Here is a 25,762-nt window from a genome sequence, read left to right as displayed (position 1 = left end):
TCGGCAGACAGCCGAATGGGGCAGGACTACCCTGTATGGCTGTGACCTCACACTATGACGTCGTTGTCCTCGGAGCCGGTCCCGGTGGGTACGTCGCTGCTATCCGCGCGGCACAGCTGGGATTGAGCACCGCCATCATCGAGCAGAAGTACTGGGGCGGTGTCTGCCTGAACGTCGGCTGCATCCCCTCGAAGGCACTTCTCCGAAATGCCGAACTGGCACATCTCTTCACCAAAGAGGCCAAGACCTTCGGTATGTCGGGAGACGTGTCCTTCGACTTCGGTGCCGCCTACGACCGCAGCCGCAAGGTAGCCGACGGTCGCGTCAAGGGCGTGCACTTCCTGATGAAGAAGAACAAGATCACCGAGTACGACGGTAAGGGCTCGTTCGTCGACGCCAAGACCATCGAGGTTTCGCTCAGCAAGGGCGGAACCGAGCAGGTGACCTTCGACAACGTCATCATTGCGACGGGTTCGGTCACCAAGCTCCTGCCGGGAACCGAACTCAGCGAGAACGTCGTCACGTACGAGGAGCAGATCCTCACCCGCGACCTTCCCGGATCGATCGTCATCGTCGGTGCCGGTGCCATCGGCATGGAGTTCGGCTACGTCCTGAAGAACTACGGGGTCGACGTCACCATCGTCGAGTTCCTCGACCGGGCACTGCCCAACGAGGACGCGGACGTCTCCAAGGAGATTGCCAAGGCCTACAAGAAGCTCGGCATCACCATCAAGACCGGTGCCGCGGTCCAGAAGATCTCCGACAACGGCTCGGACGTCACCGTCGAGATCAAGGACAACAAGTCCGGCAACGTCGAGACGATGACCGTCGACAAGGTCATGCAGTCGGTGGGATTCGCCCCGCGCGTCGAAGGCTACGGCCTCGAGAAGACCGGAGTCGAGCTCACCGATCGCGGCGCCATCGCCATCGACGAACGGATGCGCACCAACGTCGACGGCATCTACGCCATCGGCGACGTCACCGCAAAGCTCCAGCTCGCCCACGTCGCCGAGGCTCAGGCCGTCGTCGCTGCCGAGACCATCGGTGGTGCCGAGACCCTCGAGCTCGGCGATTACCGGATGATGCCCCGCGCGACGTTCTGCCAGCCGCAGGTCGCGTCCTTCGGACTCACCGAGCAGCAGGCGAAGGACGAAGGCTACGACGTCAAGGTCGCGACCTTCCCGTTCACCGCGAACGGCAAGGCGCACGGACTCGCCGACCCCACCGGTTTCGTCAAGCTCATCGCCGACAAGACCCACGGTGAACTTCTCGGCGGCCACCTCATCGGCCCCGACGTCTCGGAGCTGCTCCCCGAGCTGACCCTCGCCCAGAAGTGGGATCTGACCGTCAACGAACTGGCGCGCAACGTCCACACGCACCCGACGCTCAGCGAGGCGCTGCAGGAGGCCATTCACGGTCTCGCAGGGCACATGATCAACTTCTGATCTTTCGAAACCTTCCGGTCGGGCGGACCCGTTCGGATGTACCGGCTCAGCCCGGGGCGACTCGACCGTCGTCCCGGGCTGACGTCGTTTCGAGGGATGCCCGCGCCCGGGTGCTGCAGATACGCTCCACGTTCACGAAGTACACGAAGAACCTCGTGGCGATCGAGGTCATCGCACGAAAGAAGGCGGCATGACGACAACGAACGGTAAGGACGGCAAGCTCACCGTCATCGAAGGTCTCGCGACCCTCAACCCTCAGACCGGCGACACCCCGCGCATCGAGAAACTGGCGTCGGGGACGGGCGCCACGGTGATCCGTATCAGCTTCACCGCGGGGCAGACGATGGCGGATCATCAGGCGATGTTTCCCATCGTGGTGCAGACGGTCGTCGGCGACATTTCCTTCGGGACCGAGGAGCAGACCGTCTCGCTGGTGCCCGGCACCGCCGTTCACGTCGACGCGGGCATCGTGCACCGTCTCTACGCGAATATCGACTCGGTAGTGATGCTGACGATCTTGCGGTGATGTCGACGATCCCGCGGTGATGTCGGCGATTTCGGGGTGACGACGCGGCGGAGCCGTCCGGTTTGTCGCAGAGCCGGCGGCACCGCGCGTTAAGGTGACGAAATGGCGGAACGCGGAGCTCGGCCCCATGTACACCCGGTTCGCAAGTGGCTGTTGCACGCGGTGCGGCGACTGTTCACACCTCTCGAACCGGACCACTACCTCGAGATGATCAACCCACTTTGGTCCACCCGTGAGCTCCGCGGACGGGTGGAGCGGGTGGTGCCGGAGAGCGAGGACACCGCCTCGGTCCTCATCCGGCCCGCGTACGAGTGGCCCGGGCACGAACCGGGCCAGTACGTCCGGCTCGGAGTCATCATCGACGGCGTCTACCACTGGCGGGCCTACTCCCTGACGTCCGATCCGGACCCCCGGGACGGACTCATCAGCGTCACGCCGAAAGTCGTCGAGGGCGGGGTCGTGTCGCCCTACCTCGTACGGAAGATCGCCCCGGGCGAGATCGTGCGCCTCGGCGAGGTGGAAGGTGTCTTCACCCTGCCCGATCCGGTCCCTGCCCAGCTGCTGTTCATCAGCGCGGGCAGCGGCATCACGCCCATCATGAGCATGCTGCGCAGCCTCGCCCACCGGAACCTGCTCCGCGACGTCGTGGTGGTGCATTCTGCGTCAGCCCCCGACGACGTGATCTTCTCCTCGGAACTGCGCGACCTCGACGCCCGCCATCCGGGTCTGTGCCTGGAGGTCTGGATCAGTGGCGAGCGGGGACGGATCACACCCGGTGACCTGGACGACGTGTGCCCGGACTGGCGCGCACGGGAAACGTTCGTCTCCGGGCCGCGCGAGCTGCTCGACGTGCTCGAGGAACATTGGAACGACCAGGCCGACTCGCAAAGATTCCACCTCGAACGTTTCCAGCCCGTTATCGGGGGGAATGCGGGAAGCGGCGAGGGCGGCACCATCCACTTCCTCGACAGCGAACAGGACGTCGAGTGCGACGGGGGAACCCCGATCCTGGTCGCGGGCGAGAACGCCGGCCTCAAGTTGCCGTACGGCTGCCGTATCGGTATCTGCCACACCTGCGTGGGCACGTTGCGTTCCGGGCAACTCCGGGACCTGCGAACCGACGAGGTGAGCGAACCCACCGGGGCTTCGGTGCGTACCTGCATCCACACCGTGGAGGGTGACATCGAAATAGAGGTGTGAGCGGCGAGGGCTGCGACAGCTCCCGACGAATGGGGCACGTATGACGAACACCGAAGAGGCGACCGCACCCGCGTCTCCGGAAGTGGATAGCCCGCTCGGCCATCTGAGCGCAGAGACACTCGATCGTCTGGCCGAAGAATTCGATGCGATCCACGACGAGGTGTACGCAAGCCTCGGCGAGAAGGACCGCAAGTACATCAAGTCCGTCATCGCAGCGCAGCGCCAGCTCGTCGTGGCCGGCAGAGTCATTTTGTTCGCGTCCTCGTCGAAGCCCGCCTGGGTGGCCGGGACGGCATGCCTCGGGATGGCGAAGATCCTCGAGAACATGGAAATCGGACACAACGTCATGCACGGCCAGTGGGACTGGATGAACGACCCGGACATCCACTCCTCCGTGTGGGACTGGGACACCGCGTCCACGGCTGAAGCGTGGAAGCACTCGCACAACTACGTCCATCACACGTACACCAACATTCGGGGCCTGGACAAGGATCTCGGATACGAGATCATGCGGATCGACCCGAAACAGCGGTGGCAACCGGTCTACCTCGCCCAACCGTTCTACAACGCCCTGCTCACCGTGCTGTTCGAATGGGGCGTCGCCCTGCACGACCTGGATCTCGAGGCGCTCTGGGCGGGCGAGAAGTCGCCCACGCAGGTACTCGAAGAGCTCAAGGGCATCGCCGGAAAGGCGAAGGCCCAATTCGTGAAGGACTATGTGGGGTGGCCGCTCGTCAGCGCCGCGGTGTTCGGTCTGGCGCAGGTCGCGATGCGCGGAAAGCTGCCGCAGCCGAAGACGTCCCGCGTGGGCGGATGGCTACGCCGATCCGGTAGGTGGGGCGCCGGCGCCGACATCGCCGACCGGTGGCTGCCCGGCGTCGAGAAGACGTTCCTGTCGACCCTGGCCGCGGACGTCACCGCCAACATCATCCGCAACGTGTGGGCGCATGCCATCATCTTCTGCGGCCATTTCCCGGACCAGACGTACACGTTCTCCAAGAAGGAAGTCGAGAACGAGTCGCGCGGCGGCTGGTATGTCCGCCAGCTCGTGGGTTCGGCGAACATCGAGGGAAGTCCGCTGTTCCACGTCATCAGCGGCAACCTCGGCTATCAGGTGGAACATCACCTGTTCCCCGACATGCCGAGCACCCGGTACTCCGAGGTGGCGCCCAAGATCAAGGACATCTGTGAGCGCTACGACCTGCCGTACAACACCGGGCGGTTCGGGCAGCAGTGGTGGATGGTGCACCGCACCATCGCACGTCTCGCGTTCCCCGGCGGCAAGGCACGCCCGAAGCCCGGCCCCTACCGCAGTTCCGCTGATCCGACGGGAGAAGCCGCCCCGAGCGAGGCGGCCCGTTTCCGTCGGCGGATGCCGTCGGACCACCCCGCCGCAGGCCCGGAGCACGAGGGCGGCGGCGTCGCCGTCGATCCGCCGCCCCGCTGACCCGTCCGTCTTCTACCGCCCCGACTGGCGGTAGGCGACCCAGCCGCCGAACTCGGTGATGTCCACCGCGTCGGCGGCTGCGTCGTGCGTGCACCCGAACCCGACGACGGCGCGACCGTCCGACAGTTCCACACTCGTCAGCGTCATCGGGGCGGGCAGGGCCGCCAGAAAACGGCCCAGTCCCGCTTCGGAGATGCGGAACAGTTCGCCCGCGATCGAGGCCCCTGCTCCGGCACCGTGGCGCACCAGGCCGGGCTTCGGCGGTGTGGTGTCCAGTGCCATCAGGCGATACGCATCGGACGTGCGGATCTCTTCCGTGAAGCGCGCTCCGAGATTCTCGAGCTGGAAGTGGAGCGGTTGCCCACGCAGGTGTGCTCCGAACACGGCGAGGTCCACGCCGGAATCCACGAAGAGCGGAGCCGTGCCGCCCGTCAGTGCCGCCGCGACGTCGATCGCGATCTGGTCGTGGAACGCCGGTACGACCACCATGACGCCGAACGGGTTGCCCGCGGCCGTGGGTTGTCCGGGCACCGCCACCGCCGCCATATCCAGCAGGTTGCAGAAATTCGTGTACGTCCCCATGCGGCGGTTGATTCCGAGTGGATCCGCCTGTACCGCAGCGATAGTCGGATGTTCGGTCGTCGTGGGCAGTAGCAGCCCGTCGAACCCGTCGAGGAGACGCACCGCCTGAGCCTTCGTGCGGGTGAGGGTGTCGAGGTCCGCGACGAGTTCGTGCGCGGCAGGCTTTCTCGCCCCGGCGACGATCTCGGCGACCGTCGGGTCCGCACCGGCCGGCGCGGCGGAGAGGAACTCGCCCACCGCGGCGTAGCGCTCGGCGACCACCGCGCCGTCGTAGAGCAGAGTTGCCGCGTCGAGGAGAGGGGAGATGTCCACCTCGTCGACGTCGATTCCGCGCTGCTGGGCCGCGACCACCGTGAGGGCGAACGCTTCGCGGTACTCGTCGCACAGTGCGTCGAGGTCCTCCGGCCGCGGCACGGCCAGGCGAATCGCCGACGACGCGGCCAGTCGGACGTCGGCGGGCCAGGACCGGCTGCGTGCATCGCGAGGGTCCGGGCCCGCCATCACCGCTGCCGCGGCTGTGGCGAGGTCGAGGTCTCGCGCGAGCACGGTCAAGCAGTCGTAATCGATACAGGCAGGAACGACTCCGTACGTCGGGATGACACCGAGCGTGGCTTTGATGCCGACGATGCCGTTCAACGCTGCGGGCACCCTTCCGGATCCGGCTGTGTCCGTGCCGATCCCGATGTCGGCAATGCCCAGGCCCACCGCGACGGCCGAACCCGAACTGGATCCGCCCGAGACGCGCTCCGGGTCCCACGCACTCCGCACGGCACCGTACGGACTGCGGGAACCCACCAGCCCGGTCGCGAACTGGTCGAGGTTCGTCTTGCCGAGCACCACGGCACCGGCCTCGACGAGTCGCGCGACGCCGGTGGCGGTGGTCTCGGGGGTGTAGGCGAATTCGGGGCACCCCGAGGTCGTGGGTATCCCCGCGACGTCCACGTTGTCCTTCACGGCCACGAGCAGCCCCGCGAGGGGCAGGCTTTCACCCGCGGCGACGCGTGCGTCGACCGCTGCGGCGTCGGCGAGAATGCCGGTGGCGTCGCGGAGGGCGATCCACACCTCGGGCCGATCCACTTCCTCGATGCGGCGCAACGCATTCCGGGCTCGCTCGGTAGCGGTGATCGCGCTGCCCGGGGCGAGGGCCGCACTGTCGTTCGTTGCGCTGCCGGTACTCACGGTCATGCTGCTGCTCCGATCACGAGGAGTGGGGTACCGGGCGCCACTTTGCTACCGGGTTCCACGAGGACTTTCAGAACTGTTCCCGCCGCGTCGGTGAGGACGGGCATCTCGAGCTTCATCGCTTCGAGAATAACTGCGGTGGTACCGGCGGCCACGTGGTCCCCTTCGGTCACCTCGACCCGCCAGACGTTGCCGACCATCGGTGCCTCCACGACCGTCGCGCCCGCAGGCATTCCGGCGAGGGGGTCGACGGGTGCGGACACCTCGACGGGTTCGGCATCGACGCGGTCGAACTCACCGGCGGCGTGCCACGCGCGCTTCTCGACTTCGAACGCCACGGATTGTTTCTCGTCGAACGCTGCGATCGACTCGGCGTTGTCTTCGAGGAATCGGAGATGGTCGGCGAGAACGAACGTGCCGTCCGAGACGTCGGCGTCGAACCGGCCGGCCTTCGACGCGGCCCGGTACTCGAGCAACTGCTCCGGTGTCACCGGCTCCCAGACGATGCGGTCGAAGAAGCGGAACAGCCACGGCTTGCCCTGTTCGAACGGCCCGGTCTGCCGGTAGCCGGACCAGATGGGGACGGTCCGGCCCACCAACTGGTACCCGCCCGGCGACTCCATGCCGTAGACACACAGATATTTGCCACCGATACCGACGGCGTCGGACGGGGTCCAGGTGCGCGCCGGGTTGTACTTGGTGGTCACGAGGCGGTGCCGGGGATCGAGGGGAACCGCAAGGGGAGCACCGAGATACACGTCGCCGAGTCCGAGGACGAGATACTCGGCGTCGAAGACGGCGTCACGCACCTGGTCGACGGACTCCAATCCGTTGATGCGGCGGATGAATTCGATGTTCGACGGCAGCCAGGGCGCCTCGTCGCGGACACCGCTCCGGTACCGGGAGATCGCCTCGGAGATCGACGGGTCGTCGAACGAGAGCGGAAGACGCACGGTGCGACTCGGAACCACGAGGTCGCGTGTCGCGGGGAGTTCGGTCTCGAGATCCTGCAGCACACCGAGCAGGCGGTAGGCCGGCAGCACATCAGGATCGAAATGGATGTGCAGCGACCGCACGCCGGGCGTCACGTCCACGATTCCCGGAAGACCTGTCGCTGCGAGAGCCTCGGAGAGTGCGTGCACGCGCATGCGCAACCCCAGGTCGAGCACCATGTCCCCGTACTCGACGAGGATGTTGTCGTCGCCGCCGCGCAGATAGACGGCCTCGGGACGGTCGAGGACGGCCTCCGTCCGGCCCAGTCGGCCGCCGTCGGACGTGGTCTGCCGTTCCACCGGCGGAAGGTCCGCTCCGCGGACGGTGGCGGTGCGCAAGGCGGCCGCACCGGCGTCGGTCACCGGGACGAACCGCAACGAGTCACCCGGCCGGATCTGTCCCAGCTTCCAGCGGTGACCGGACACGACGGTGAGCGGGCACGCGAACCCGCCGAGGCTGGGGCCGTCGGGACCGAGCAGGATCGGGGTGTCACCCGAGACGTTGAGAGCGCCGACGCTGTACGGATTGTCGTGCAGGTTCGACGGGTGAAGACCGGCGTCGCCACCATCGGTGCGAGACCAGGTGGGTTTCGGGCCGTCGAGCCGGATACCGGTCCGGTTGGCGTGGCTCTGCACCGTCCAGGTGGTGTCGTAGAACTGGCTGATGTCTTCGGGGGTGAAGTAGTCGGGTGCCGGTTGCGGACCTTCGGTGACCGCGAGGTGCCAGGTGTGCGTGAACTCCGGCCGCCCCTCGGCCGGCACGGGAGCGGGCTCGCGGTCGGTGGCGGTGTCGGCGACGCCCAGGACATCGCCGGTGGCCACGGCCCGCCCGGTGACGCCACCGAAGCCGCCGAGCGTGAAGGTCGACGCGCTGCCGTGGTACAGCGGTACGTCCAGGCCACCGCGCACGGCGACGTAGGTGCGCAGGCCGGTGTTGGCGGGGGCACCCACGTCGAGCACCGCACCGGCGGGAACCTCGATCGGCTCCCACATCGGTACCGGCTCGCCGTCCAGCGTCACCTCGGCCGGGGCGCCGGTGACACACACGAACGTGGCGTCGGAGAACTCGAGGCGCGGGCCCTGCAGCGTGCATTCGAGTCCGGGAGCGCCCTCGGGATTTCCGACGGCCACGTTCGCCGCACGCAACGACAGGTCGTCCATCGGCCCGGACGGCGGGATTCCCACCTCCCACAACCCGGTACGGCCGGGAAAGTCCTGGACGGTGGTCATCGTGCCCGCCCGCACCACGTCGATACGGTGCCCGGTCGCGCGCAGTCCCGCCAGGGTGGAGGTGGCGTGCTCGGCGGCCAGAACCGGAGGGGCAGTGCAGATACGGCGAAGCTGGGGCAGGTTCGTCTGGACGCCGTAGAGATGGGTGTCGTCGAGCGCGTCGGCCAATGCCGCGAAGGCGGTGCGGCGGGACTCGCCGTGCACGATCACCTTGGCGAGCATCGGGTCGTAGAACGAGCTGACCTCGGTCCCGGTGTCCACCCACGTCTCGATCCGGGTGTGTGCGGGGAACTCCACCTGGGTGAGCAGGCCCGCGCTCGGCCGGTAGTCGTGTCCGGGGTCCTCGGCGTACACCCGCGCTTCCACTGCGTGGCCGCTGATCGCGGGTCCGGTGTCGGGCAGCGCGTCGAGCATGTCGGTCTCACCGCGCGCGAGCCGGAGCATCCATTCGACGAGGTCGACGCCTGTGACCTCTTCGGTCACAGGATGTTCCACCTGGAGCCGGGTGTTCATTTCGAGGAAGGATGCCTCACCTCGGTCGATGTCGTAGACGAACTCCACCGTTCCCGCAGACCGATAGTGCACGGAGTCCGCGAGCGCGCGGGAAGACGACAGCAACTGTTCGACGATCTCGTCGGGCAGGTTCGGAGCGGGTGCTTCCTCGACGACCTTCTGGTTGCGGCGCTGCAGGGAGCAGTCGCGGGTGCCGAGACTGAGAGTGCGGCCGTGCCCGTCGCCGAACACCTGCACTTCGATGTGTCGCGCATGTGCCACGAATCGTTCGAGGAACACACCGGACGAGGAGAAATTGGCCGACGCGAGGCGCAGCACCCGTTCGTAGGCGGAGCGGAGATCGTCGGGACCGAAGCACGCCTGCATGCCGATGCCCCCACCGCCACCGACTGCTTTGAGCATGACCGGATACCCGATGTCCTCGGCCGCGACGAGGGCGTCGTCGAGCGAGCCGAGTAGTCCGCTGCCCGCCACGAGCGGAACTCCCACGGCGCGCGCGGCCTCTCGCGCGGTGTGTTTGTCACCGAACACGCGTAACTGCTCGGGAGTCGGCCCGACGAACGCGATACCCGCCGCCTCGCACGCGGCAGCGAAATCGGCGTTCTCGGAGAGGAATCCGTAGCCCGGATGGATCGCACCGGCGCCGGTCGCCTGGGCGGCCTCGATCACCAGATCGGCGCGCAGATACGACTCGGCTGCGGGGGCCGGGCCGAGTCGCACGGCCACGTCGGCGAGTTCGACGTGTGCGGCAGAGGCGTCGGCATCGGAGTACACGGCGACGGTCTTGAGGCCGAGCAGATGAGCCGAACGCATGATGCGACAGGCGATCTCGCCGCGGTTGGCGACGAGCAGGGTATCGAAGGCGTAGGTCAAGGCGAGCTCCTCGGATAGGGGCGGGACGGCAGCGCTGTCAGTCGGCCAGCGACATCGCGGTGACCGCGCGGGTCACCCTGTCGAGAACAACGGAGAGAGATTCGCCGATATGGCGGTGGAGCAGGGTGCGAGCGGTAGGAAGGTCGTCGTCGAGGACGGCGTCGAGGATGCCGAGATGCTCTGCGATCGACGTTTCGATGCGGCTGTTGACCATGAAGTCGTACATCCGTACATGGCGAATCCGGGAGTTGACGGATTCGAGCGCGGACACGAGTTCGGTGTTCCCGGACGACGCCAACAGCGCCACATGGAACTCCTCGTCGGCGACGACGAAGCCCGGTTCCTGCGCGGGCGGGTCGTCGGCAAGTGCCCGCCACCGCGTACGTTCGGATTCGAGTGCCGTCCGGTCGTGCCGCACGGCCGGATCGTCGAGTGCGCGGGTGATGCCCTGCAATTCCAGGGTGATTCGCAGTTCGTACAGATTCCGGATGCGCGGAATGCTCGGCGGCTGGGGTGAGAATCCGTAGTCTTCTCTGCGAATCAGACCGTCGGAGACGAGCATCGCGAGTGCTTCGCGTACCGGAGTGCGTGAGATACCGAACCGTGCAGCGAGTTTCGGCTCCGTCATACGGTCGCCGACACGGACCGACCCGTTCATCACATCGTCACGCAACTGGCGGTAGACCTGGAGTCGCAGCGGCTCCGGTGTCCCTGTGTCCGTTTCTGTCGACATAGCTGTATACGCTATTGACCTGCGATGACACCGTTGTGACGCCGTGTTACGGCCGGGTTAGAGGATGCTCACGTTCACCGTGTGAGCAGGTGCCGGTGACTAACCGAAGTCGCGTTCGAGGCGGAGAGTGCCGATCGTCGTGGCCAGACCGTCGTATTGGGTGACCAGCAAGCAGAATTCGATGAGCTTTCGATCGTCGAGGTGATCCGCGAGCGTCGACCACGTCTCGTCCGAGAGATCTTTCGTCGCGACCAGTTCGTCGACGGCGCCGAGGATCGCGCGGTGACGGGGGCTCCAGCCCTCGGCGTCCGGCCCGGCGACGATGCGCGTACGGAGGTCGTCGGTGATGCCGGCGCGCCGGCCCAGCCGGGTGTGATGGTCGGTCTCGTATGCGCTGCCCCGCAAGTGCGCGACCCGCAGGATGATCATCTCGCCCTCGAAGCGGCCGAGCCTGCCGAAGGGCATCAACATGCCGGAATAGTGCAGCCATCCCCGGAACAACCGGCCCGTCCGTCCGAGCGTGCTGAACAGATGGGCGTCGGTGGTCCCCGCCGCCGCGGAGAGCGCTTTCCATGCGGCCCAGTTGAGAGGACCGAGTTCCCTGAAACGTCCGGGCCGGATGCGGGGCGTCATACCCGCCAGTGTCGCACGATCACTCACGGACCGCCCGGGCAAGCCGCGCCACGTTCAGGGCTTCCTCCGAGCGCCGTACGACAACGGTCCGGGAGGTGCCGATGTGCTCGAGGAGCATGCGGTGCGCGTCGTCGAGTCTGTTGTCCAGGACGAGTTCCGCGACGGCGATGTGCTCGTCGACCGTGTCGGAGATCCGGTCCGGGGTGAGGTAGTCGAACATGCGCACCGGCCGCACTTTCTGATTGACCACGGCAAGTGCGTCGCACAGCGCACGGTTTCCGGACGCCGCCAGCATCGTGAGATGGAATTGCTCGTCGAGCGTCACAAATCCTGCGTCGGGTTCCGGAAGATTCAGGCGGATGCCGTACCAGCGGTCGAGTTCGGGACCGAGAATGTCGGGGTCGTGCCGGATGGAGTCGTCGTCCCGCGCGCGCCGAATTCCGCGAAGTTCCAGGGTGATCCGGAGTTCGTAGAGGCCCGCGAGATCTTCGAGGCGCGGCCGATACGGAAACAACCCGTACTCGCGACGTTCGACGAGACCGTCGGACACGAGCCGAGCCAGCGCCTCGCGCACCGGGGTGCGCGACACCCCGTAGTGCTCGGCGAGCCGTTCCTCACTGAGGCGTTCGTCGGGGGTGAGGTCGCCCGACATCAGGTCGGTGCGCAAGGCCCGGTAGACCTGCTCCCGCCGGGTGACGCCGGGACGCATCAGATCGCCATCGCCGCGCGGACGGTTGTCGCGGCGTCCGCGCCACCCTCTCCGGTGGAGGTCACGCGCCCGGATTCGAGCACGTAGTAGTGGCGCGCGTTGTCGAGGGCGAAGCCGATGTGCTGTTCGACGAGCAGGACACCGAGGTTTCCGCCGCGACTGAGTTCGACGATGGTGTTCTCGATCTCGGCGACCACCGAGGGCTGGATGCCTTCGGTCGGTTCGTCGAGGATGAGCATGCGCGGCTCGGTGATCAGAGCGCGCGCGATCGCGAGTTGCTGACGCTGGCCGCCGGAGAGCAGCCCCGCGCGACGGTCGAGCAGTGGGACGAGCGCGGGGAACAGGTCGAGCATATCGGCGACGAGCTTCTTGCCGTTCTTGCGGCCGTCCGCGACGACCTGCAGGTTTTCGCTACAGGTGAGCTGCCCGAACGACTGCTGGCCCTGCGGCACGTAGGCGAGTCCCCGGGCCACGCGTGCTGCCGGCCGGAGCCCGCTGATGTCGTGCCCGTCGAACAGGATCTTGCCCGAGGAGATCGGAAGCAGGCCGACGGCGGCGCGCAGCAGCGTGGTCTTGCCGGCGCCGTTGTGGCCCATCACGGCGGCGACTCCGTCGGAGGGAACGGTGACCGAGACACCGTGGATGACTTCGGTGCGGCCGTAACCGGCTCGCACGTCGACGAGTTCGAGCATCATGCCTCCTGGAACGTGTCGGTGCCGTCGGAACCGACCGCAGCTGCGGTGCCGAGGTAGACCTCTTGGACCTGCGGATCGTTCTGCACCTCTTCGACGGTGCCGTCCGCGATGACCTTGCCGCGGGCCAGCACGGTCACGGAGGTCGCGAACGCACGCATGAAGTCCATGTCGTGTTCGACCACCACGACGGTGCGCTGCGCGCCGATACGGCGCAGCAGCCGGCCGGTTTCCTCGCGTTCGTCGCCGCTCATGCCCGCGACCGGTTCGTCGAGCAGCAACACGTCGGCGTTCTGGACGAGGAGCATTCCGATCTCGAGCCACTGCTTCTGGCCGTGCGCGAGGATGCCTGCCGGCGTGTCGCGGTGGGCGGACAAGCCGATCGTCTCGAGGGCTTCCTCGATTTCGGGCAGCACATCTTTACGTCGGCGCAGTAGTTGCCACGGGGAGCGCCCGGCACCTGCGGCGATATCGAGATTCTGGAGCACCGACAGTTCCTCGAACACCGACGCGGTCTGGAACGTCCGGCCGACGCCGAGGCGGGCGATCTTGTGCGTCTTCTTGCCGACGAGTTCGATTCCGGACTTGGTGATGGAACCGGTTGCGGGGACCAGGCCCGTGACCGCGTCGACGAGGGTGGTCTTGCCCGCGCCGTTGGGTCCGATCAGGAAGCGCAGGTCTCCCTGCAGGAGTGTGAGGTTCACTCCGTCGACGGCGTGGAAGCCGTCGAAGGTGACTCGCAGATCGCGGATTTCGAGGTAGTCGCTGGCCATGCCGGCGTTGCCGCCGTAGACGGGTGCGTTCATCGTGCCGGCTCCAATTCGGTCGTCGCTGCGGGTACGTCGTCGGCGGGTGGTGCGGGCCGGGACCGGCGGCGCCGGCGCCATACGGTGGCGAGTCCGGCCAGGCCGGCGGGGAAGAAGCCGACCACCACGATGAACAGCAGTCCCTGAGCGTAGGTCCAGGCCGAGGGGAAGTTCTCCGACAGCGCGGTCTGGGCCCACGCGACTCCGATCGCGCCGAGGACCGGCCCGAGCAGGGTGCTGCGGCCTCCGATGGCGACGCCGATGAGGAAGGCGATGGACGGAACGATGCCGATGTCGGCGGGGGAGATGATGCCGACGATGGGAACGAACATCGCTCCGGCGATGCCGGCGAAGAACGCGGCGACGGTGTAGGCCACCACCTTGATGTTGGCGGGGTCGTAGCCGAGGAACCGGACGCGTTCCTCCTGGTCGCGCACCGCGACGAGCAGTTCACCGTAGCGGGACTGCATCAACTGCCGGGTTGCGGCGACGACGAGCAGCAGGATGGCCGCCACGATGAAGAACAGCATCCGCTTGTTGACGGGATCGGAGAGTTCGAAGCCGAAGAAGGTGCGGAACCGGTTGAGGCCGTTGGAACCGCCGGTGGACTGCTGACCGACGAGCAGGATGGCGAAGGCGGCGGCGAGGGCCTGGGACAGGATCGCGAAGTAGGCGCCTTTCACACGTCGCTTGAACACACCGAGCCCGAGCAGTGCCGCGACGAGCGCCGGGACGATGAGGATCGACAGGATCGCGACGAACGGTGAGGTGAACGGCACCCAATATGCCGGTAGCTCACGGATTCCCGCGATCTGCATGAAGTCGGGGACGGAGTCCTCACGCAACTGTGCGTCGGCAATTTTGAGATGCATTGCCATGATGTATGCGCCGAGCCCGAAGAACACGCCCTGCCCGAGGGTCAGCATGCCGCCGCGCCCCCATGCGAGCCCGATTCCGACGGCGACGATCGCGAAGCACAGGAACTTGCCGAGCAGGCCCAGCCGGAAGTCGGACAGGAACGCCGGCGCGATGCCGAACAACACGAGCGCGGCGAGCGCGAATCCTGCTGCGGTGCGGACGGGTCCGGGTTGTGTCAGGGACCGGGGGGAGAACGTCACAGACATCAGACCAGGCTCCTCGTCTTGACGGCGAACAGGCCTTGGGGACGGACCTGCAGGAAGATCACGATGATCACGAAGACGATCACCTTCGCGATCGAAGCGGTGGTGGAGTATTCGATGAACGAATTGAGCAGACCCAGGGCGACGGCGGCGAGCACGGCGCCTTCGATCCTGCCGAGGCCGCCGATGACGACGACGAGGAACGCGTCGATCAGGTACGCCTGCCCGATGGTCGGGCTGGTCGAGCCGATCAGCGTCAGCGCCACGCCGGCAAGGCCCGCGAGGCCCGAACCGAGGAAGAACGTGGTGATATCGGTGCGGCGCGAGGAGATCCCGACGGTTTCCGCGAGGTCGCGGTTCTGCACGACCGCGCGGATCCGGCGGCCCATCGGGGTGTACTTCATCGAGGCGATGAGTGCGATCACGCAGATCACCGACAGCGCCAAGATGAACAGGCGGGTTTTCGGTACCACCGCGCCCAGGATCTCGACACCGCCCGACAGCCAGGCCGGGGCCACGACGTTGACGGCGGGTGCGCCGAAGATGTCGCGGGCGGCCTGCTGGAGCAGCAGGCCCACACCGAACGTGACGAGCAGGGTGTCGAGGGGCCGGTGGTACATGCGGCGGATGAGGGTGACCTCGAGCAGGACACCCATCGCCCCACCGACCAGGAAGCCGACGAGCAGCGAGACGAACAGGGACACACCCGCGGACGAGATCACCTGCTGGACCACGAAGGCGGTGTAGCTGCCGGCCATGATGAATTCGCCGTGGGCCATGTTGATCACGCCCATCTGCCCGAAGGTCAGCGACAGGCCCAGTGCCGCCAGCAGCAGGATCGAACCGATACTCAATCCTGTGAACAACTGTCCTACAAGGACATCCATGGTGCCTCCCTGGTCGGCTTCCCGGTCGTGAGCGTCAGTTTCCGGAGAGTCCGGCAGCCCAGTCGTAGGACTCGAGGTACGGATCGGGATCGACGGCGCCGTCCGACTCCCACACGGTGTAGATCAGGCCGTCGCCGCGGATTTCACCGATACGGGCGGTCTTGGTGATGTGGTGGTTGTCGCCGTCGATCGTCACGGTGCCTTCAGGAGCGTCGAAAGAGACTCCGTCGGAAGCTTTCACGACGTCCTCGACCGCAAACGACTCGGCCTTCTCGACGCTGTTCTTCCACAGGTAGACCGAGGTGTAAGCAGCTTCCATCGGGTCGGACGTCGGCTTGTTCGCGCCGTACTTCGCCTTGTACGCCTCGACGAACGACGCGTTCTCGGGGGACTCGACGGTCTGGTAGTAGTTCCACGCGGTGAGCTGGCCTTCGATGTTCTGCGCGCCGATACCCACGACCTCTTCCTCGGCGATGGACACCGAGACGACCGGCATGTCCTTCGCGTCGAGACCCGCGTTGGTGTACTCACGGAAGAACGCGACGTTGGAATCGCCGTTCAGCGTGTTGAATACGGCGTCCGCGTCGGCGGTGCGGACCTTGTTGACGATGGTGGAGAAGTCGGTCGACCCGAGCGGGGTGTAGTCCTCGCCCTTGATCTCGATGCCGTTCGCCTCGGCGTAGGCCTTGATGATCCGGTTCGCGGTCTGCGGGAACACGTAGTCGCTGCCCACCAGGTACAAGGACTTCACGCCCTGTTCCTTGAGGTAGTCCAGCGCCGGCACGATCTGCTGGTTGGTGGTCGCACCGGTGTAGAAGATGTTCGACGACGATTCGAGGCCCTCGTACTGGACCGGGTAGTACAGCAATGCGTTGCGATCCTCGAACACCGGGAGCATCGCCTTGCGGCTGGACGATGTCCATCCTCCGAATACCGCTGCGACACAATCGGAGCTGATGAGCTTCTCGGCCTTCTCGGCGAAGACCGTCGGCTCCGACGCACCGTCTTCCGCGACGACCTGGATCTGCTTTCCGAGGACGCCGCCGTCCGCGTTGATCTCTTCCACGGCGAGGGCGATCGAGTCACGCACGGTGACCTCGGAGATCGCCATCGTGCCCGAGAGCGAGTTCAGCGAACCGACCTTGATGGTGTCGCCCGAGGTGTCGACACAGGACGTGCCACCGGAGGCGCCCGCCGACGAGTCGGGCGTGTCTCCCGCGCGGCTTCCACAGGCGGTCAGGACGAGACCGACGGCGACCAGCGCTGCAGGCGCCGCGATGGCGCGAGTGGCGAACTTGGACCTGGCAACTGACATGAAGGTGCCCTTCCTTCGAAGGTGGGACCGGAGAGGACCGGTGTATCCGGCGGCGTATACAACTCTGTATCCGCGAGGCCAAACACTAGAAGGGCGTTGTTGCGCCAGAATATCTCCCGGTCACAGTTGTGTGACGCGGGTGACGAGTGTGTTACATCGTCCTTACAGCGCTGTGTGCGAGTCGGTGACGCGTCGTCAGCGGACGAGATACGGAGACACCGAACTGCGGTGCTCGTTGATGTCGATCTCCTTGCCGAGGGGCGGGAACGCCCGCTGCGGGCAGTTCACGCGCTCGCACACGCGGCAGCCCGACCCGATCGGGGTGCCGGGATTGCTTTCGTCGAGGTCGAGACCGTCGGCGTAGACGAGACGGTGGGCGTGGCGCAGTTCGCAGCCCAGCCCGATCGCGAAGGTCTTGGACGGCTGCCCGTAGCGAGCCGCGCGGCGCTCGACGGTGCGGGCAACCCAGAGGTAGCGCCGGCCGTCGGGCATCTGCGCGATCTGCGTCATGATCTTGCCGGGGTAGGCGAACGTCTCGTACACGTTCCAGAGCGGACAGGTGCCACCGCTCGTCGAGAAGTGGAATCCGGTCGCCGACTGTCGTTTCGACATGTTGCCGGCGCGGTCGACCCGGACGAAGGAGAACGGGACGCCACGCAGCTTGGGCCGCTGCAGTGTGGAGAGGCGGTGCGTGATCGTCTCGTAGCTCACGCCGTAGAAGGCGGAGAGCCGCTCGATGTCGTACCGGAAGTTCTCGGAGATCTCGTGGAACTGCGTGTACGGCAGGAGCAGTGCGGCTGCCCAGTAGTTGGCCAGGCCCAAGCGGGCGAGAGTGCGCGACGCGTCGCTCGTGAACGCACCTTCGTCGACGAGGCGGTCGATGAGGTCTCCGCATTCGAGGTACGCCAGCTCGATGGCGAGTTTGAACACCTGCTGGCCACCCGACAACTGGGGCGCTACCTCGAGGATCCGGGTCTCCGGGTCGTAGCGGTGGAGGATGTTCTCGCCGAGGTCGATGCGCTTGACGATCTGGACGTCGTGCGCGGTCTGCATGCGCTTGGCGATCTCCCCGCCCACGTCGCCACGGTGGAATCGGATCCGGTTGGCGAGTTCCTCCGCTGCCGTGTCGAGATCGTGCAGGTAGTTGTGGCGCTGATAGAAGTAGTCGCGCACTTCTTCGTGCGGCATGGTGATGGCGCCGCTGCCGCTGCCGTCGCTGTAGCGGTCTTCGGTGGCCGCGGCGAGTTGCGCGGTGGTGTTCCGGAACCGGCGGTGCATGTTGACCATGGCGCGCGCCAGGTTGGGATGCGCCGCGACCATCTCCGCGATCTCCTGGGCGTCGGTGTCGATGCCCATCTCCTGGTCGAGCGCGACCTCACGCATCTCTGCGATGAGCCGGGTGTCGTCCTGGGAGGAGAAGAACGTCGTGTCGACCCCGAACACTTCGCTGATGCGCAGGAGTACCGGCACGGTGAGAGGCCGGACGTCGTGTTCGATCTGGTTCAGGTAGCTGGCGGAGATCTCGAGTGTCTTGGCAAGCGCGGCCTGGCTCAGTCCCCGCTCGGTGCGTAGCTGGCGCAAGCGGGCGCCGACGAAGGTCTTGGCCATTCGCCCAGGGTAAAGCCCGGTCGGGGTGCTTCGCAATGTGTTGTTCGCAGGTTGTTAAGAGAAGGCGTCCGTTGAGCGCCGGGGAGCCGGATCCGGCCGGTGCCGGTCCTGTGAGTGCGCTCACAGAGGCGCGGGTTCGGTGGTGAGTGCCGGGCTCGGTGGCGCGTCCTCCGGCTCCGGTCGTCGCCACATTACTTTTCCGGCATAAGCCGAGGTAGGAACCTACCGGCGGGTAACCAAAGGGTAAAAAACCCGGTCGTTGGCGGGGCCACTTATTAGCAACCTTTGCAAGGGCCCGTTCGAACCTAGCCAAGATTGGCATTAGCAACAGGTAGACGGGGTTTTTCGGCTGTGTCATTGTCATGGAGTACATCCGAAAGGAACGCAAAGGATGTGAAGCCGTACGTATGTACTGCTGAGCGTTCATAGCGGATTCAGATCGAGAGAGTGGAGCTTTTTGATGTCGACTACCGGCACCCCGAGGACCGCTGAGGAAATTCAGAAGGACTGGGACACCAACCCCCGCTGGAACGGGGTTACCCGTAACTACACGGCCGAGCAGGTCGCGAAGCTGCAGGGCACCGTCGTCGAAGAGGCCACCCTCGCGCGTCGCGGCTCCGAGATCCTCTGGGATCTCGTCAACAACGAGGACTACATCAACTCCCTGGGCGCCCTCACCGGCAACCAGGCTGTGCAGCAGGTCCGCGCCGGCCTCAAGGCCATCTACCTGTCCGGCTGGCAGGTTGCCGGCGACGCGAACCTGTCGGGTCACACCTACCCGGACCAGTCGCTGTACCCGGCGAACTCGGTCCCGCAGGTCGTGCGCCGTATCAACAACGCACTGCTGCGCGCCGACGAGATCGCCAAGGTCGAGGGTGACACCTCGGTCGAGAACTGGCTGGCACCGATCGTCGCCGACGGCGAAGCCGGCTTCGGTGGCGCACTCAACGTGTACGAGCTGCAGAAGGCCATGATCGCGGCCGGCGTTGCCGGTTCCCACTGGGAGGACCAGCTCGCTTCCGAGAAGAAGTGCGGCCACCTCGGTGGCAAGGTGCTCATCCCCACCCAGCAGCACATCCGCACCCTGACCTCGGCTCGCCTCGCAGCCGACGTCGCCGACGTCCCGACGGTCGTCATCGCCCGTACCGACGCGGAGGCAGCCACGCTGATCACCTCCGATGTGGACGAGCGCGACCGTGAGTTCCTCGACGGCACCCGTACCGCCGAAGGCTTCTACGGCATCAAGAACGGCATCGAGCCCTGCATCGCTCGCGCCAAGGCCTACGCCCCGTACTCCGACCTCATCTGGATGGAGACCGGCGTGCCGGACCTCGAGGTTGCGAAGAAGTTCGCCGAGGCAGTCCGCAGCGAGTTCCCGGACCAGCTGCTCGCCTACAACTGCTCCCCGTCCTTCAACTGGAAGGCACACCTGGACGACGCGACCATCGCGAAGTTCCAGAAGGAGCTCGGCGCGATGGGCTTCAAGTTCCAGTTCATCACGCTGGCAGGCTTCCACTCGCTCAACTACGGCATGTTCGACCTGGCGCACGGCTACGCCCGCGAGGGCATGACCGCCTTCGTCGACCTGCAGGAGCGCGAGTTCAAGGCTGCTGCAGAGCGTGGCTTCACCGCCATCAAGCACCAGCGTGAGGTCGGCGCCGGCTACTTCGATTCGATCGCCACCACCGTCGATCCCAACACCTCCACGGCTGCCCTGAAGGGCTCCACCGAGGAAGGCCAGTTCCACTAGGAACAGCGCCACCCAGGTCCACCCCGCGGCGGGATCCCTCAGGTCCCCGATATCCCGCCGCGGGGTGCGCGCGCATCCAGCGACGACCTCTCACGACCCCACAAACGAGAAGGAGCTGACGTGACCAGCGAAAAGATTCAGCGCGTCGGCGTGATCGGCGCCGGCATCATGGGCGCAGGTATCGCCGAGGTGTGCGCACGCGCTCATGTCGACGTACTCGTGTTCGAGCAGACCCGCGAACTCGCGGCAGCCGGACGCGCCCGCATCCTCCGGTCGCTCGACCGTGGGGTGAGCACCGGCAAGATCACCGAGCGCGAGCGGGAGCAGGCTGCATGGCGGTTGCGCTTCACCTCCGACCTCGGTGACTTCGCCGACCGTCAGCTCGTCGTGGAGGCCGTCGTCGAGGACGAGAAGGTGAAGAGTGAAATCTTCGCCGAACTCGACAAGATCGTCACCGATCCCCACGCGGTGCTGGCATCCAACACGTCGTCGATCCCGATCATGAAGCTCGGCATCGCGACCGCGGCTCCCGAGCGAGTCATCGGGATGCACTTCTTCAACCCGGTGCCCGTGCTCCCGCTCGTCGAGCTGGTCACCACGCTGAAGACCGGTTCCACCGTCGCTCGGCGCGCGGAGGCGTTCGCTGCGGATGTACTCGGCAAGCAGGTCGTCCGTTCGTCGGATCGTGCCGGCTTCATCGCGAACGCGCTGCTCGTGCCGTACCTGCTGTCGGCGATCCGGATGGTCGAATCCGGATTCGCAACCAAGGACGATATCGACAAGACGATGGTGCTGGGCTGTGCTCACCCGATGGGCCCCCTCGCACTGACCGACCTTGTCGGACTCGACACGGTGAAGGCGATTGCCGACTCGATGTACGAGGAGTTCAAGGAGCCCCTGTACTCCGCACCGCCGCTGCTGCAGCGGATGGTCGAGGCAGGGCTCGTCGGAAAGAAGTCGGGCGCCGGCTTCTATGAATACGCCGACAAGGGCCGCGCGATCAAGAAGGCCAGCTAGCCAGTCAGCACCACCGTACTTCGGCGCCCGTGCTCCGACAGCAGTGCTTCACGCACCGGCTGCCGGTGCACGGGCGCGAAGTGCATGAGGGAAAGGTCGACTCCGACATGGCAACTCCTGCCGACGGATACGGGTCAAGCATCCTCGGGTATCCGCGTATCGGGCCCCGCCGTGAACTCAAGCGTGCTCTCGAGTCCTACTGGCACGGCACGAGCACGCGCGACGAACTCGTCGCCGTCGCTCGCGACATCCAGGAAGACACCTGGCGCGAGCTCGCGGCGACCGGCCTGACCCAGGTCCCCGGAAACACGTTCTCCTACTACGACCATGTGCTCGACAACGCCCTGTTGTTCGGCGCGGTCCCCGAGCGGTTCCGCCCACTGCTGGGTGAACTCGACCCGCTCGATTTCTACTTCACGATGTGCCGCGGGCGTGAGGATTTCCCGCCCCTCGAGCTCGTGCGCTGGTTCGGCAGCAACTATCACTACCGCCAGCCGGAACTCGACGAGAACACGGTCTTCGAGCTGAATTCGGCAGCGGTTCTCGACGAGTTCGAACGGGCGAAGGCCGACGGCATCGAACTCCGGCCCGTCGTGCTCGGCCCGGTGTCGCTGTTGCTGCTGTCCAAGGTCGCGCCGACCTCCGCTCGAGAAGGTTTCCGGACCCTCGACCTTCTCGATTCGCTGCTCCCGCAGTACGAGAAGCTGTTCGAGCAGCTCGCGCGCGCCGGCGCCACGTGCGTCCAGCTCGACGAGCCGTCGTTCACCGAGGATCGCAGCGACGACGAACTGGCCGCGCTGCGCCGGGCATACGACGTGCTGGCGCATGCCCCGCTCCGTCCGCGCATCCTGGTCACAGGACCGTACGGCTCGTTCGGTGAAGCGCTCCCCATCCTGGCGTCGTCGAAGGTCGAGGCGATCGGTCTCGATCTCGTCAACGGCAGGATGAGCGCCGACGAGTTCGCGGCTGTGCCCGGTCTCAAGCGGAAGCGGATCTACGCGGGTGTCGTCGACGGCCGCAACGTCTGGAAGACGGATCGGCGTCGCACTCTCGAATACATCCAGTCGATCGCGGCGATTGCGCCGGACCTCGTCGTCTCGACGTCGTGCTCGTTGCTGCACGTTCCGTACGACCTGCTCGTCGAGTACGACATCCCCGGCGATGTGGCCGACCGCCTCGCATTCGCGAAGCAGAAGGTCGGTGAGGTGGTCTCGCTCGCGAAGGCGCTGACCACCGGCGCCGAGGAACGGTGGCGGAGGCCGCCGGTGTCGGTGCACTTCAAGCAGAAGCACACCGTCCGGGCCCGGATGAACGCGCTCACACCCGAGCATCGCCATCGCGCACCGTACGAGGAGCGCCGAGCTGCGCAACAGGCACGGCTGAATCTTCCGCCCGTGCCGACCACGACGCTGGGGTCGTTCCCGCAGACGGACGACACCCGCAAGGCTCGGTACGAGCTGGGGCAGGGACGGCTGTCGTGGGAGGAGTACGTCAAGCGCATCCAGGAGACGATCGAATCCACCATCCGTCTCCAGGAGGACATCGGACTCGATGTGCTCGTGCACGGTGAGCACGAACGCAACGACATGGTGCAGTACTTCGCCGAACTGCTGGAGGGTTTCGCGACCACCCACTACGGGTGGGTGCAGGCCTACGGTTCGCGCTGTACTCGTCCGCCGGTTCTGTACGGCGACATCGTGCGGCCGAAGCCGATGACGGTGGAGTGGATTTCGTTCGCTCAGTCGTTGACGGACAAGCCGGTCAAGGGAATGCTCACCGGCCCGGTCACCATGCTGGCTCGTTCGTACGTGCGGCAGGACCAGCCTCTGCACGAAACGGCCGATCAGCTCGCTCTCGCGATCCGCGACGAGATCGCAGATCTCGAGCGAGCGGGCATCGCGATCATCCAGGTCGACGAACCCGCTATCCGCGAGTTGCTTCCGCTGCGGCAGGACGGCCGGGCCGAGTACCTGGACTGGGCGGTCGACGCGTTCCGGCTCGCGACCGGTGGCGCCAAGCCCGAGACGCAGATCCATACGCACCTGACCTACTCGGGTCAGGAGTCGGTGGTCGACGCGATCGAACGGCTGGACGCGGACGTCACCGCCATCGTGGCAACGCGGTCCATCGGCTGGGTGCTCGAAGCGATCAAGGACAGGGCACTGTCCCACGGTGTCGGACCGGGTGTGTACGAATCCCGGTCCGCCCGGATCCCCGACATCGACGAGCTCGACGAACTGCTCTCGGAGGCAGCGGAATCCGTGGAGCTCGACCGATTGTGGGCAAACCCGGACGGTGGGCTCAAGACGCGTCACTACTGGCAGCTCGAGCCGTCGCTGCGGAATCTCGTGGCCGCGGCACGCAGGCTCCGGCGCCGGGCGTCCTCGAACGCCGGGTAGTCGCCAACTCGCCCGACACCGCACCGCCCCCGACCGGAATTCCGGTCGGGGGCGGTGTGGTGTCGAGGGGTATCTGTGATCAGAAGTTGTCGCCGAGTTGCTCGCGCAGTTGCGCGAGCGTCTTGGTGAGCAGGCGAGACACGTGCATCTGCGACACCCCGACACGCTCGGCGATCTGCGTCTGGGTCATGTTGCCGAAGAACCGGAGCAGAACCACCGTGCGTTCGCGGGCGGGAAGCGCCTCGAGCAGTGGACGCAGTGCCTCGTGGTTCTCCACCTCGTCGAGCGCCGCGTCGTAGTCACCGAGTGTGTCGGCCAGGGTCAGGCCGTCGTCACCCGACGGGGACGAACGATCCACGGACACGGTCTGGTATGCGTTGCCGGCGACCAGGCCCTGCATGACCTCTTCTTGGTCGATCCCCAGTTCCGCCGCGAGTTCCGCTGCTGTTGGGGCCCTGCCCAGGTGCTGCGAGAGTTCGGAGGTCGCCTTGCTCAAGGAGAGGTGGAGTTCCTTCATGCGGCGCGGAACGCGCACGGCCCATCCGGTGTCGCGGAAATGACGCCGGACCTCACCCATGATCGTCGGCACTGCGAACGACACGAAGTCGGACCCGCGTTCGGTGTCGAAGCGGTCGACGGCATTGACGAGGCCGAGGCGCGCGACCTGAAGCAGGTCCTCGAACGCTTCGCCTCGCCCGTCGAATCGGCGCGCGATGTGCTCGGCGAGGGGCAGGCAGCGCTCGACGACCGCATCACGGATCGCCGACCGTTCCGGGTCGTCCTGACTCAGCGTCAGGAGCTTGCTCAAGGTTTCGGTTACGTCGGCGTACTCGTCGCTCGATCGTGCTGGATTTCGGCTCACCGAGCGGCACTACCTTCTGCGATGGACATGTCGATGGTGGAGAGGGTGCCGTCCCCGTGATCCTCCGACGACACCGAGATGGAGTCGGTCAGCGAGTTGAGCACGTGCCACCCGAACGAACGGGGTTGCCCGACCGCGTTGGCGTTCGCGGTGGGGGCGGTCAAGGCGATACGGAGCCGGCCGGGCACCAGTTGAAAGCTGCACGACAGGGTCGCGCCATCCGGCGCGCCCATGATGAGACGGGTCGCGGCCTCGTCCACGGCGAGTTTCACGTCGGCCACCGTATCGAGATCGAAGTCGTGTTGCAGCGCGATTGCGGCAGCGACCGCGCGAAGTACGGACAGCTGGGCGGGGTCGGCCTGAACTCGCAGTTCGACTACCGGGGTGGTGTGGTCTCGTGCCGATTCGATCGACGCGGAATTGGCCATGAGGTTTTGATCTCCATGAGGGGGTCGAAGCAGGTCAGGGGGTCGTTTCCTTGAGGTGTCCCGGCAAGGCTACCCACACCGCCCCGTGTTCAACCTCCCGCCTACCTCATGAGCAGCGAAAGTCACTTACACGGCGGGTTCCCCCGCCGAGTCACGGCCTGGGGTCCGACGCCAGTACGGCGTACACGAAGCTGTCCGTCCACTCGCCCTTGCTCCAGAAGTCCTGCCGGAAATGAGCCTCCCGTCGCATCCCGACGGCAGCTGCCAGTCGAGCCGAAGGCGTATTGCGAGCGTCCATCTGAGCGGCGACGCGGTGCAGCCGGCCATGGTCGAACCCGGTTGTGAGGACGGTCCGGACCGCCTCGCGAGCGAATCCGCGACCGGTGTGGGCCGGATCGAGTACCCAGCCGATCTCGGCCGACCGGTGCTCGCGATCGGTGAGCCAGAGCGAGATATCGCCGACCGGCGCGCCGTCGTGCTCCAGGATCAGCGCTACGGCCCCCTCCTCGCCGTCGAGGTCGGTGCGCGCCAGACGCTTGTCCAGAACCTCTGCCCCGCGAGCCTCGGTCCACGGATCGTCCAGCAGAAAGCGTGCGACGTCCGGCCGGGAGTGGACCGCTACCATCCAATCGAGATCATCGGGGCGATGAAGTCGCAGGCGCAACCGGTCGGTCCTCAACGGCAATCGGAAGGGCACGCCGCGACCCTAACAACGTGACGAGCACGCGGTCCACACCACGAAGCCGGTCGTCAGGATCACACCAAGAGGCTTCCGGCGCTGCACATCTCGACAGCGGCTCCGGCGCGCCCCG

The 25,762-nt window shown here is 66.3% G+C and carries 21 protein-coding genes; 7 read left to right on the top strand and 14 right to left on the bottom strand.

Going from position 1 to position 25,762, the window contains the following annotated elements; all coding sequences use genetic code 11:
• The first annotated feature begins 41 nt into the window (after positions 1–41).
• The 4 genes from lpdA to HF886_RS01145 all read left to right on the top strand — a co-directional run bounded on the left by lpdA (position 42) and on the right by HF886_RS01145 (position 4,618).
• Positions 42–1,445: a dihydrolipoyl dehydrogenase gene (lpdA, locus tag HF886_RS01165; protein ID WP_169619279.1), complete on the top strand. Its 1,404-nt coding sequence runs from the start codon at positions 42–44 to the stop codon at positions 1,443–1,445.
• A 190-nt stretch (positions 1,446–1,635) separates the two neighbouring features.
• Positions 1,636–1,971 (top strand): cupin, encoded by a 336-nt coding sequence (locus HF886_RS01155; protein ID WP_169619281.1) that lies wholly within the window; start codon positions 1,636–1,638, stop codon positions 1,969–1,971.
• A gap of 102 nt (positions 1,972–2,073) precedes the next feature.
• Positions 2,074–3,171, top strand: coding sequence for a ferredoxin reductase (locus tag HF886_RS01150; RefSeq protein WP_169651306.1), 1,098 nt, complete (start codon positions 2,074–2,076; stop codon positions 3,169–3,171).
• Positions 3,172–3,211: 40 nt separating this feature from the next.
• The gene (locus HF886_RS01145) at positions 3,212–4,618 is read left to right on the top strand and encodes an acyl-CoA desaturase (RefSeq protein WP_169651305.1); all 1,407 of its coding nucleotides are present in this window, start codon (positions 3,212–3,214) and stop codon (positions 4,616–4,618) included.
• Positions 4,619–4,630: 12 nt separating this feature from the next.
• On the opposite strand, the gene atzF is transcribed toward HF886_RS01145, so the two are convergent.
• The 11 genes from atzF to ramB all read right to left on the bottom strand — a co-directional run bounded on the left by atzF (position 4,631) and on the right by ramB (position 18,494).
• A complete protein-coding gene (gene atzF, locus HF886_RS01140; protein ID WP_169651304.1) occupies positions 4,631–6,385 on the bottom strand; it encodes an allophanate hydrolase in 1,755 nt (584 codons plus the stop codon).
• Complete coding sequence (uca, locus tag HF886_RS01135; RefSeq protein ID WP_169651303.1) at positions 6,382–9,990, bottom strand: urea carboxylase; 3,609 nt, start codon at positions 9,988–9,990, stop codon at positions 6,382–6,384. Before uca ends, atzF begins: the two co-directional genes overlap by 4 nt.
• A 37-nt stretch (positions 9,991–10,027) precedes the next feature.
• A complete protein-coding gene (locus tag HF886_RS01130; RefSeq protein ID WP_169619297.1) occupies positions 10,028–10,723 on the bottom strand; it encodes a GntR family transcriptional regulator in 696 nt (231 codons plus the stop codon).
• 99 nt (positions 10,724–10,822) lie between these two features.
• The gene (locus HF886_RS01125) at positions 10,823–11,356 is read right to left on the bottom strand and encodes a carboxymuconolactone decarboxylase family protein (protein WP_169651302.1); all 534 of its coding nucleotides are present in this window, start codon (positions 11,354–11,356) and stop codon (positions 10,823–10,825) included.
• Between the two features lie 19 nt (positions 11,357–11,375).
• Positions 11,376–12,065, bottom strand: coding sequence for a GntR family transcriptional regulator (locus tag HF886_RS01120; protein ID WP_169651301.1), 690 nt, complete (start codon positions 12,063–12,065; stop codon positions 11,376–11,378).
• Positions 12,065–12,757 (bottom strand): urea ABC transporter ATP-binding subunit UrtE, encoded by a 693-nt coding sequence (gene urtE, locus HF886_RS01115; RefSeq protein WP_169619603.1) that lies wholly within the window; start codon positions 12,755–12,757, stop codon positions 12,065–12,067. Before urtE ends, HF886_RS01120 begins: the two co-directional genes overlap by 1 nt.
• Complete coding sequence (gene urtD / locus HF886_RS01110) at positions 12,757–13,563, bottom strand: urea ABC transporter ATP-binding protein UrtD (protein WP_169619302.1); 807 nt, start codon at positions 13,561–13,563, stop codon at positions 12,757–12,759. Before urtD ends, urtE begins: the two co-directional genes overlap by 1 nt.
• Positions 13,560–14,687 carry an urea ABC transporter permease subunit UrtC gene (gene urtC / locus HF886_RS01105; RefSeq protein ID WP_169651300.1) on the bottom strand — a complete coding sequence of 376 codons (1,128 nt, stop codon included), beginning with the start codon at positions 14,685–14,687 and terminating at the stop codon, positions 13,560–13,562. The genes urtD and urtC overlap by 4 nt, the downstream gene beginning before the upstream one ends.
• Entirely contained in the window at positions 14,687–15,571 is an 885-nt protein-coding gene (urtB, locus tag HF886_RS01100) for an urea ABC transporter permease subunit UrtB (protein ID WP_169651299.1), read from the bottom strand. The genes urtC and urtB overlap by 1 nt, the downstream gene beginning before the upstream one ends.
• A 34-nt stretch (positions 15,572–15,605) precedes the next feature.
• Entirely contained in the window at positions 15,606–16,886 is a 1,281-nt protein-coding gene (gene urtA / locus HF886_RS01095) for an urea ABC transporter substrate-binding protein (RefSeq protein ID WP_169619308.1), read from the bottom strand.
• Between the two features lie 195 nt (positions 16,887–17,081).
• The gene (gene ramB / locus HF886_RS01090) at positions 17,082–18,494 is read right to left on the bottom strand and encodes an acetate metabolism transcriptional regulator RamB (RefSeq protein ID WP_169619310.1); all 1,413 of its coding nucleotides are present in this window, start codon (positions 18,492–18,494) and stop codon (positions 17,082–17,084) included.
• Between the two features lie 460 nt (positions 18,495–18,954).
• On the opposite strand from ramB, the gene aceA reads away from it, so the two are divergent.
• From aceA to metE, 3 genes are all read left to right on the top strand, one after another.
• Complete coding sequence (gene aceA, locus HF886_RS01085) at positions 18,955–20,244, top strand: isocitrate lyase (protein ID WP_169619312.1); 1,290 nt, start codon at positions 18,955–18,957, stop codon at positions 20,242–20,244.
• 120 nt (positions 20,245–20,364) lie between these two features.
• Complete coding sequence (locus HF886_RS01080; protein WP_169619314.1) at positions 20,365–21,261, top strand: 3-hydroxybutyryl-CoA dehydrogenase; 897 nt, start codon at positions 20,365–20,367, stop codon at positions 21,259–21,261.
• Between the two features lie 107 nt (positions 21,262–21,368).
• Positions 21,369–23,660 carry a 5-methyltetrahydropteroyltriglutamate--homocysteine S-methyltransferase gene (metE, locus tag HF886_RS01075; RefSeq protein ID WP_169651298.1) on the top strand — a complete coding sequence of 764 codons (2,292 nt, stop codon included), beginning with the start codon at positions 21,369–21,371 and terminating at the stop codon, positions 23,658–23,660.
• A 79-nt stretch (positions 23,661–23,739) separates the two neighbouring features.
• Here metE and HF886_RS01070 read toward each other — a convergent pair whose 3' ends face one another.
• From HF886_RS01070 to HF886_RS01060, 3 genes are all read right to left on the bottom strand, one after another.
• Positions 23,740–24,522, bottom strand: coding sequence for a SigB/SigF/SigG family RNA polymerase sigma factor (locus HF886_RS01070; protein WP_169619316.1), 783 nt, complete (start codon positions 24,520–24,522; stop codon positions 23,740–23,742).
• Complete coding sequence (locus HF886_RS01065) at positions 24,519–24,950, bottom strand: ATP-binding protein (protein WP_169619317.1); 432 nt, start codon at positions 24,948–24,950, stop codon at positions 24,519–24,521. Before HF886_RS01065 ends, HF886_RS01070 begins: the two co-directional genes overlap by 4 nt.
• A gap of 151 nt (positions 24,951–25,101) precedes the next feature.
• Positions 25,102–25,647: a GNAT family protein gene (locus HF886_RS01060; RefSeq protein ID WP_169619318.1), complete on the bottom strand. Its 546-nt coding sequence runs from the start codon at positions 25,645–25,647 to the stop codon at positions 25,102–25,104.
• Positions 25,648–25,762 lie beyond the last annotated feature (115 nt).

Origin of the sequence: Rhodococcus sp. 105337, assembly GCF_012844225.1 — a bacterium.
In the GTDB taxonomy this organism is placed as follows: domain Bacteria; phylum Actinomycetota; class Actinomycetes; order Mycobacteriales; family Mycobacteriaceae; genus Rhodococcus.
This window is presented reverse-complemented; position numbering and strand designations above follow the sequence as displayed.

Excerpts from the sequence above, each read along its gene's own strand:
- metE (WP_169651298.1), top strand. The coding sequence starts at position 21,369 with ATGGCAACTCCTGCCGACGGATACGGGTCAAGCATCCTCGGGTATCCG.
- urtE (WP_169619603.1), bottom strand. The coding sequence starts at position 12,757 with ATGCTCGAACTCGTCGACGTGCGAGCCGGTTACGGCCGCACCGAAGTC.
- HF886_RS01125 (WP_169651302.1), bottom strand. The coding sequence starts at position 11,356 with ATGACGCCCCGCATCCGGCCCGGACGTTTCAGGGAACTCGGTCCTCTC.
- HF886_RS01150 (WP_169651306.1), top strand. The coding sequence starts at position 2,074 with ATGGCGGAACGCGGAGCTCGGCCCCATGTACACCCGGTTCGCAAGTGG.
- HF886_RS01145 (WP_169651305.1), top strand. The coding sequence starts at position 3,212 with ATGACGAACACCGAAGAGGCGACCGCACCCGCGTCTCCGGAAGTGGAT.
- atzF (WP_169651304.1), bottom strand. The coding sequence starts at position 6,385 with ATGACCGTGAGTACCGGCAGCGCAACGAACGACAGTGCGGCCCTCGCC.
- HF886_RS01155 (WP_169619281.1), top strand. The coding sequence starts at position 1,636 with ATGACGACAACGAACGGTAAGGACGGCAAGCTCACCGTCATCGAAGGT.
- urtB (WP_169651299.1), bottom strand. The coding sequence starts at position 15,571 with ATGGATGTCCTTGTAGGACAGTTGTTCACAGGATTGAGTATCGGTTCG.
- urtD (WP_169619302.1), bottom strand. The coding sequence starts at position 13,563 with ATGAACGCACCCGTCTACGGCGGCAACGCCGGCATGGCCAGCGACTAC.
- urtC (WP_169651300.1), bottom strand. The coding sequence starts at position 14,687 with ATGTCTGTGACGTTCTCCCCCCGGTCCCTGACACAACCCGGACCCGTC.
- aceA (WP_169619312.1), top strand. The coding sequence starts at position 18,955 with ATGTCGACTACCGGCACCCCGAGGACCGCTGAGGAAATTCAGAAGGAC.
- HF886_RS01130 (WP_169619297.1), bottom strand. The coding sequence starts at position 10,723 with ATGTCGACAGAAACGGACACAGGGACACCGGAGCCGCTGCGACTCCAG.
- HF886_RS01065 (WP_169619317.1), bottom strand. The coding sequence starts at position 24,950 with ATGGCCAATTCCGCGTCGATCGAATCGGCACGAGACCACACCACCCCG.
- ramB (WP_169619310.1), bottom strand. The coding sequence starts at position 18,494 with ATGGCCAAGACCTTCGTCGGCGCCCGCTTGCGCCAGCTACGCACCGAG.
- HF886_RS01120 (WP_169651301.1), bottom strand. The coding sequence starts at position 12,065 with ATGCGTCCCGGCGTCACCCGGCGGGAGCAGGTCTACCGGGCCTTGCGC.
- urtA (WP_169619308.1), bottom strand. The coding sequence starts at position 16,886 with ATGTCAGTTGCCAGGTCCAAGTTCGCCACTCGCGCCATCGCGGCGCCT.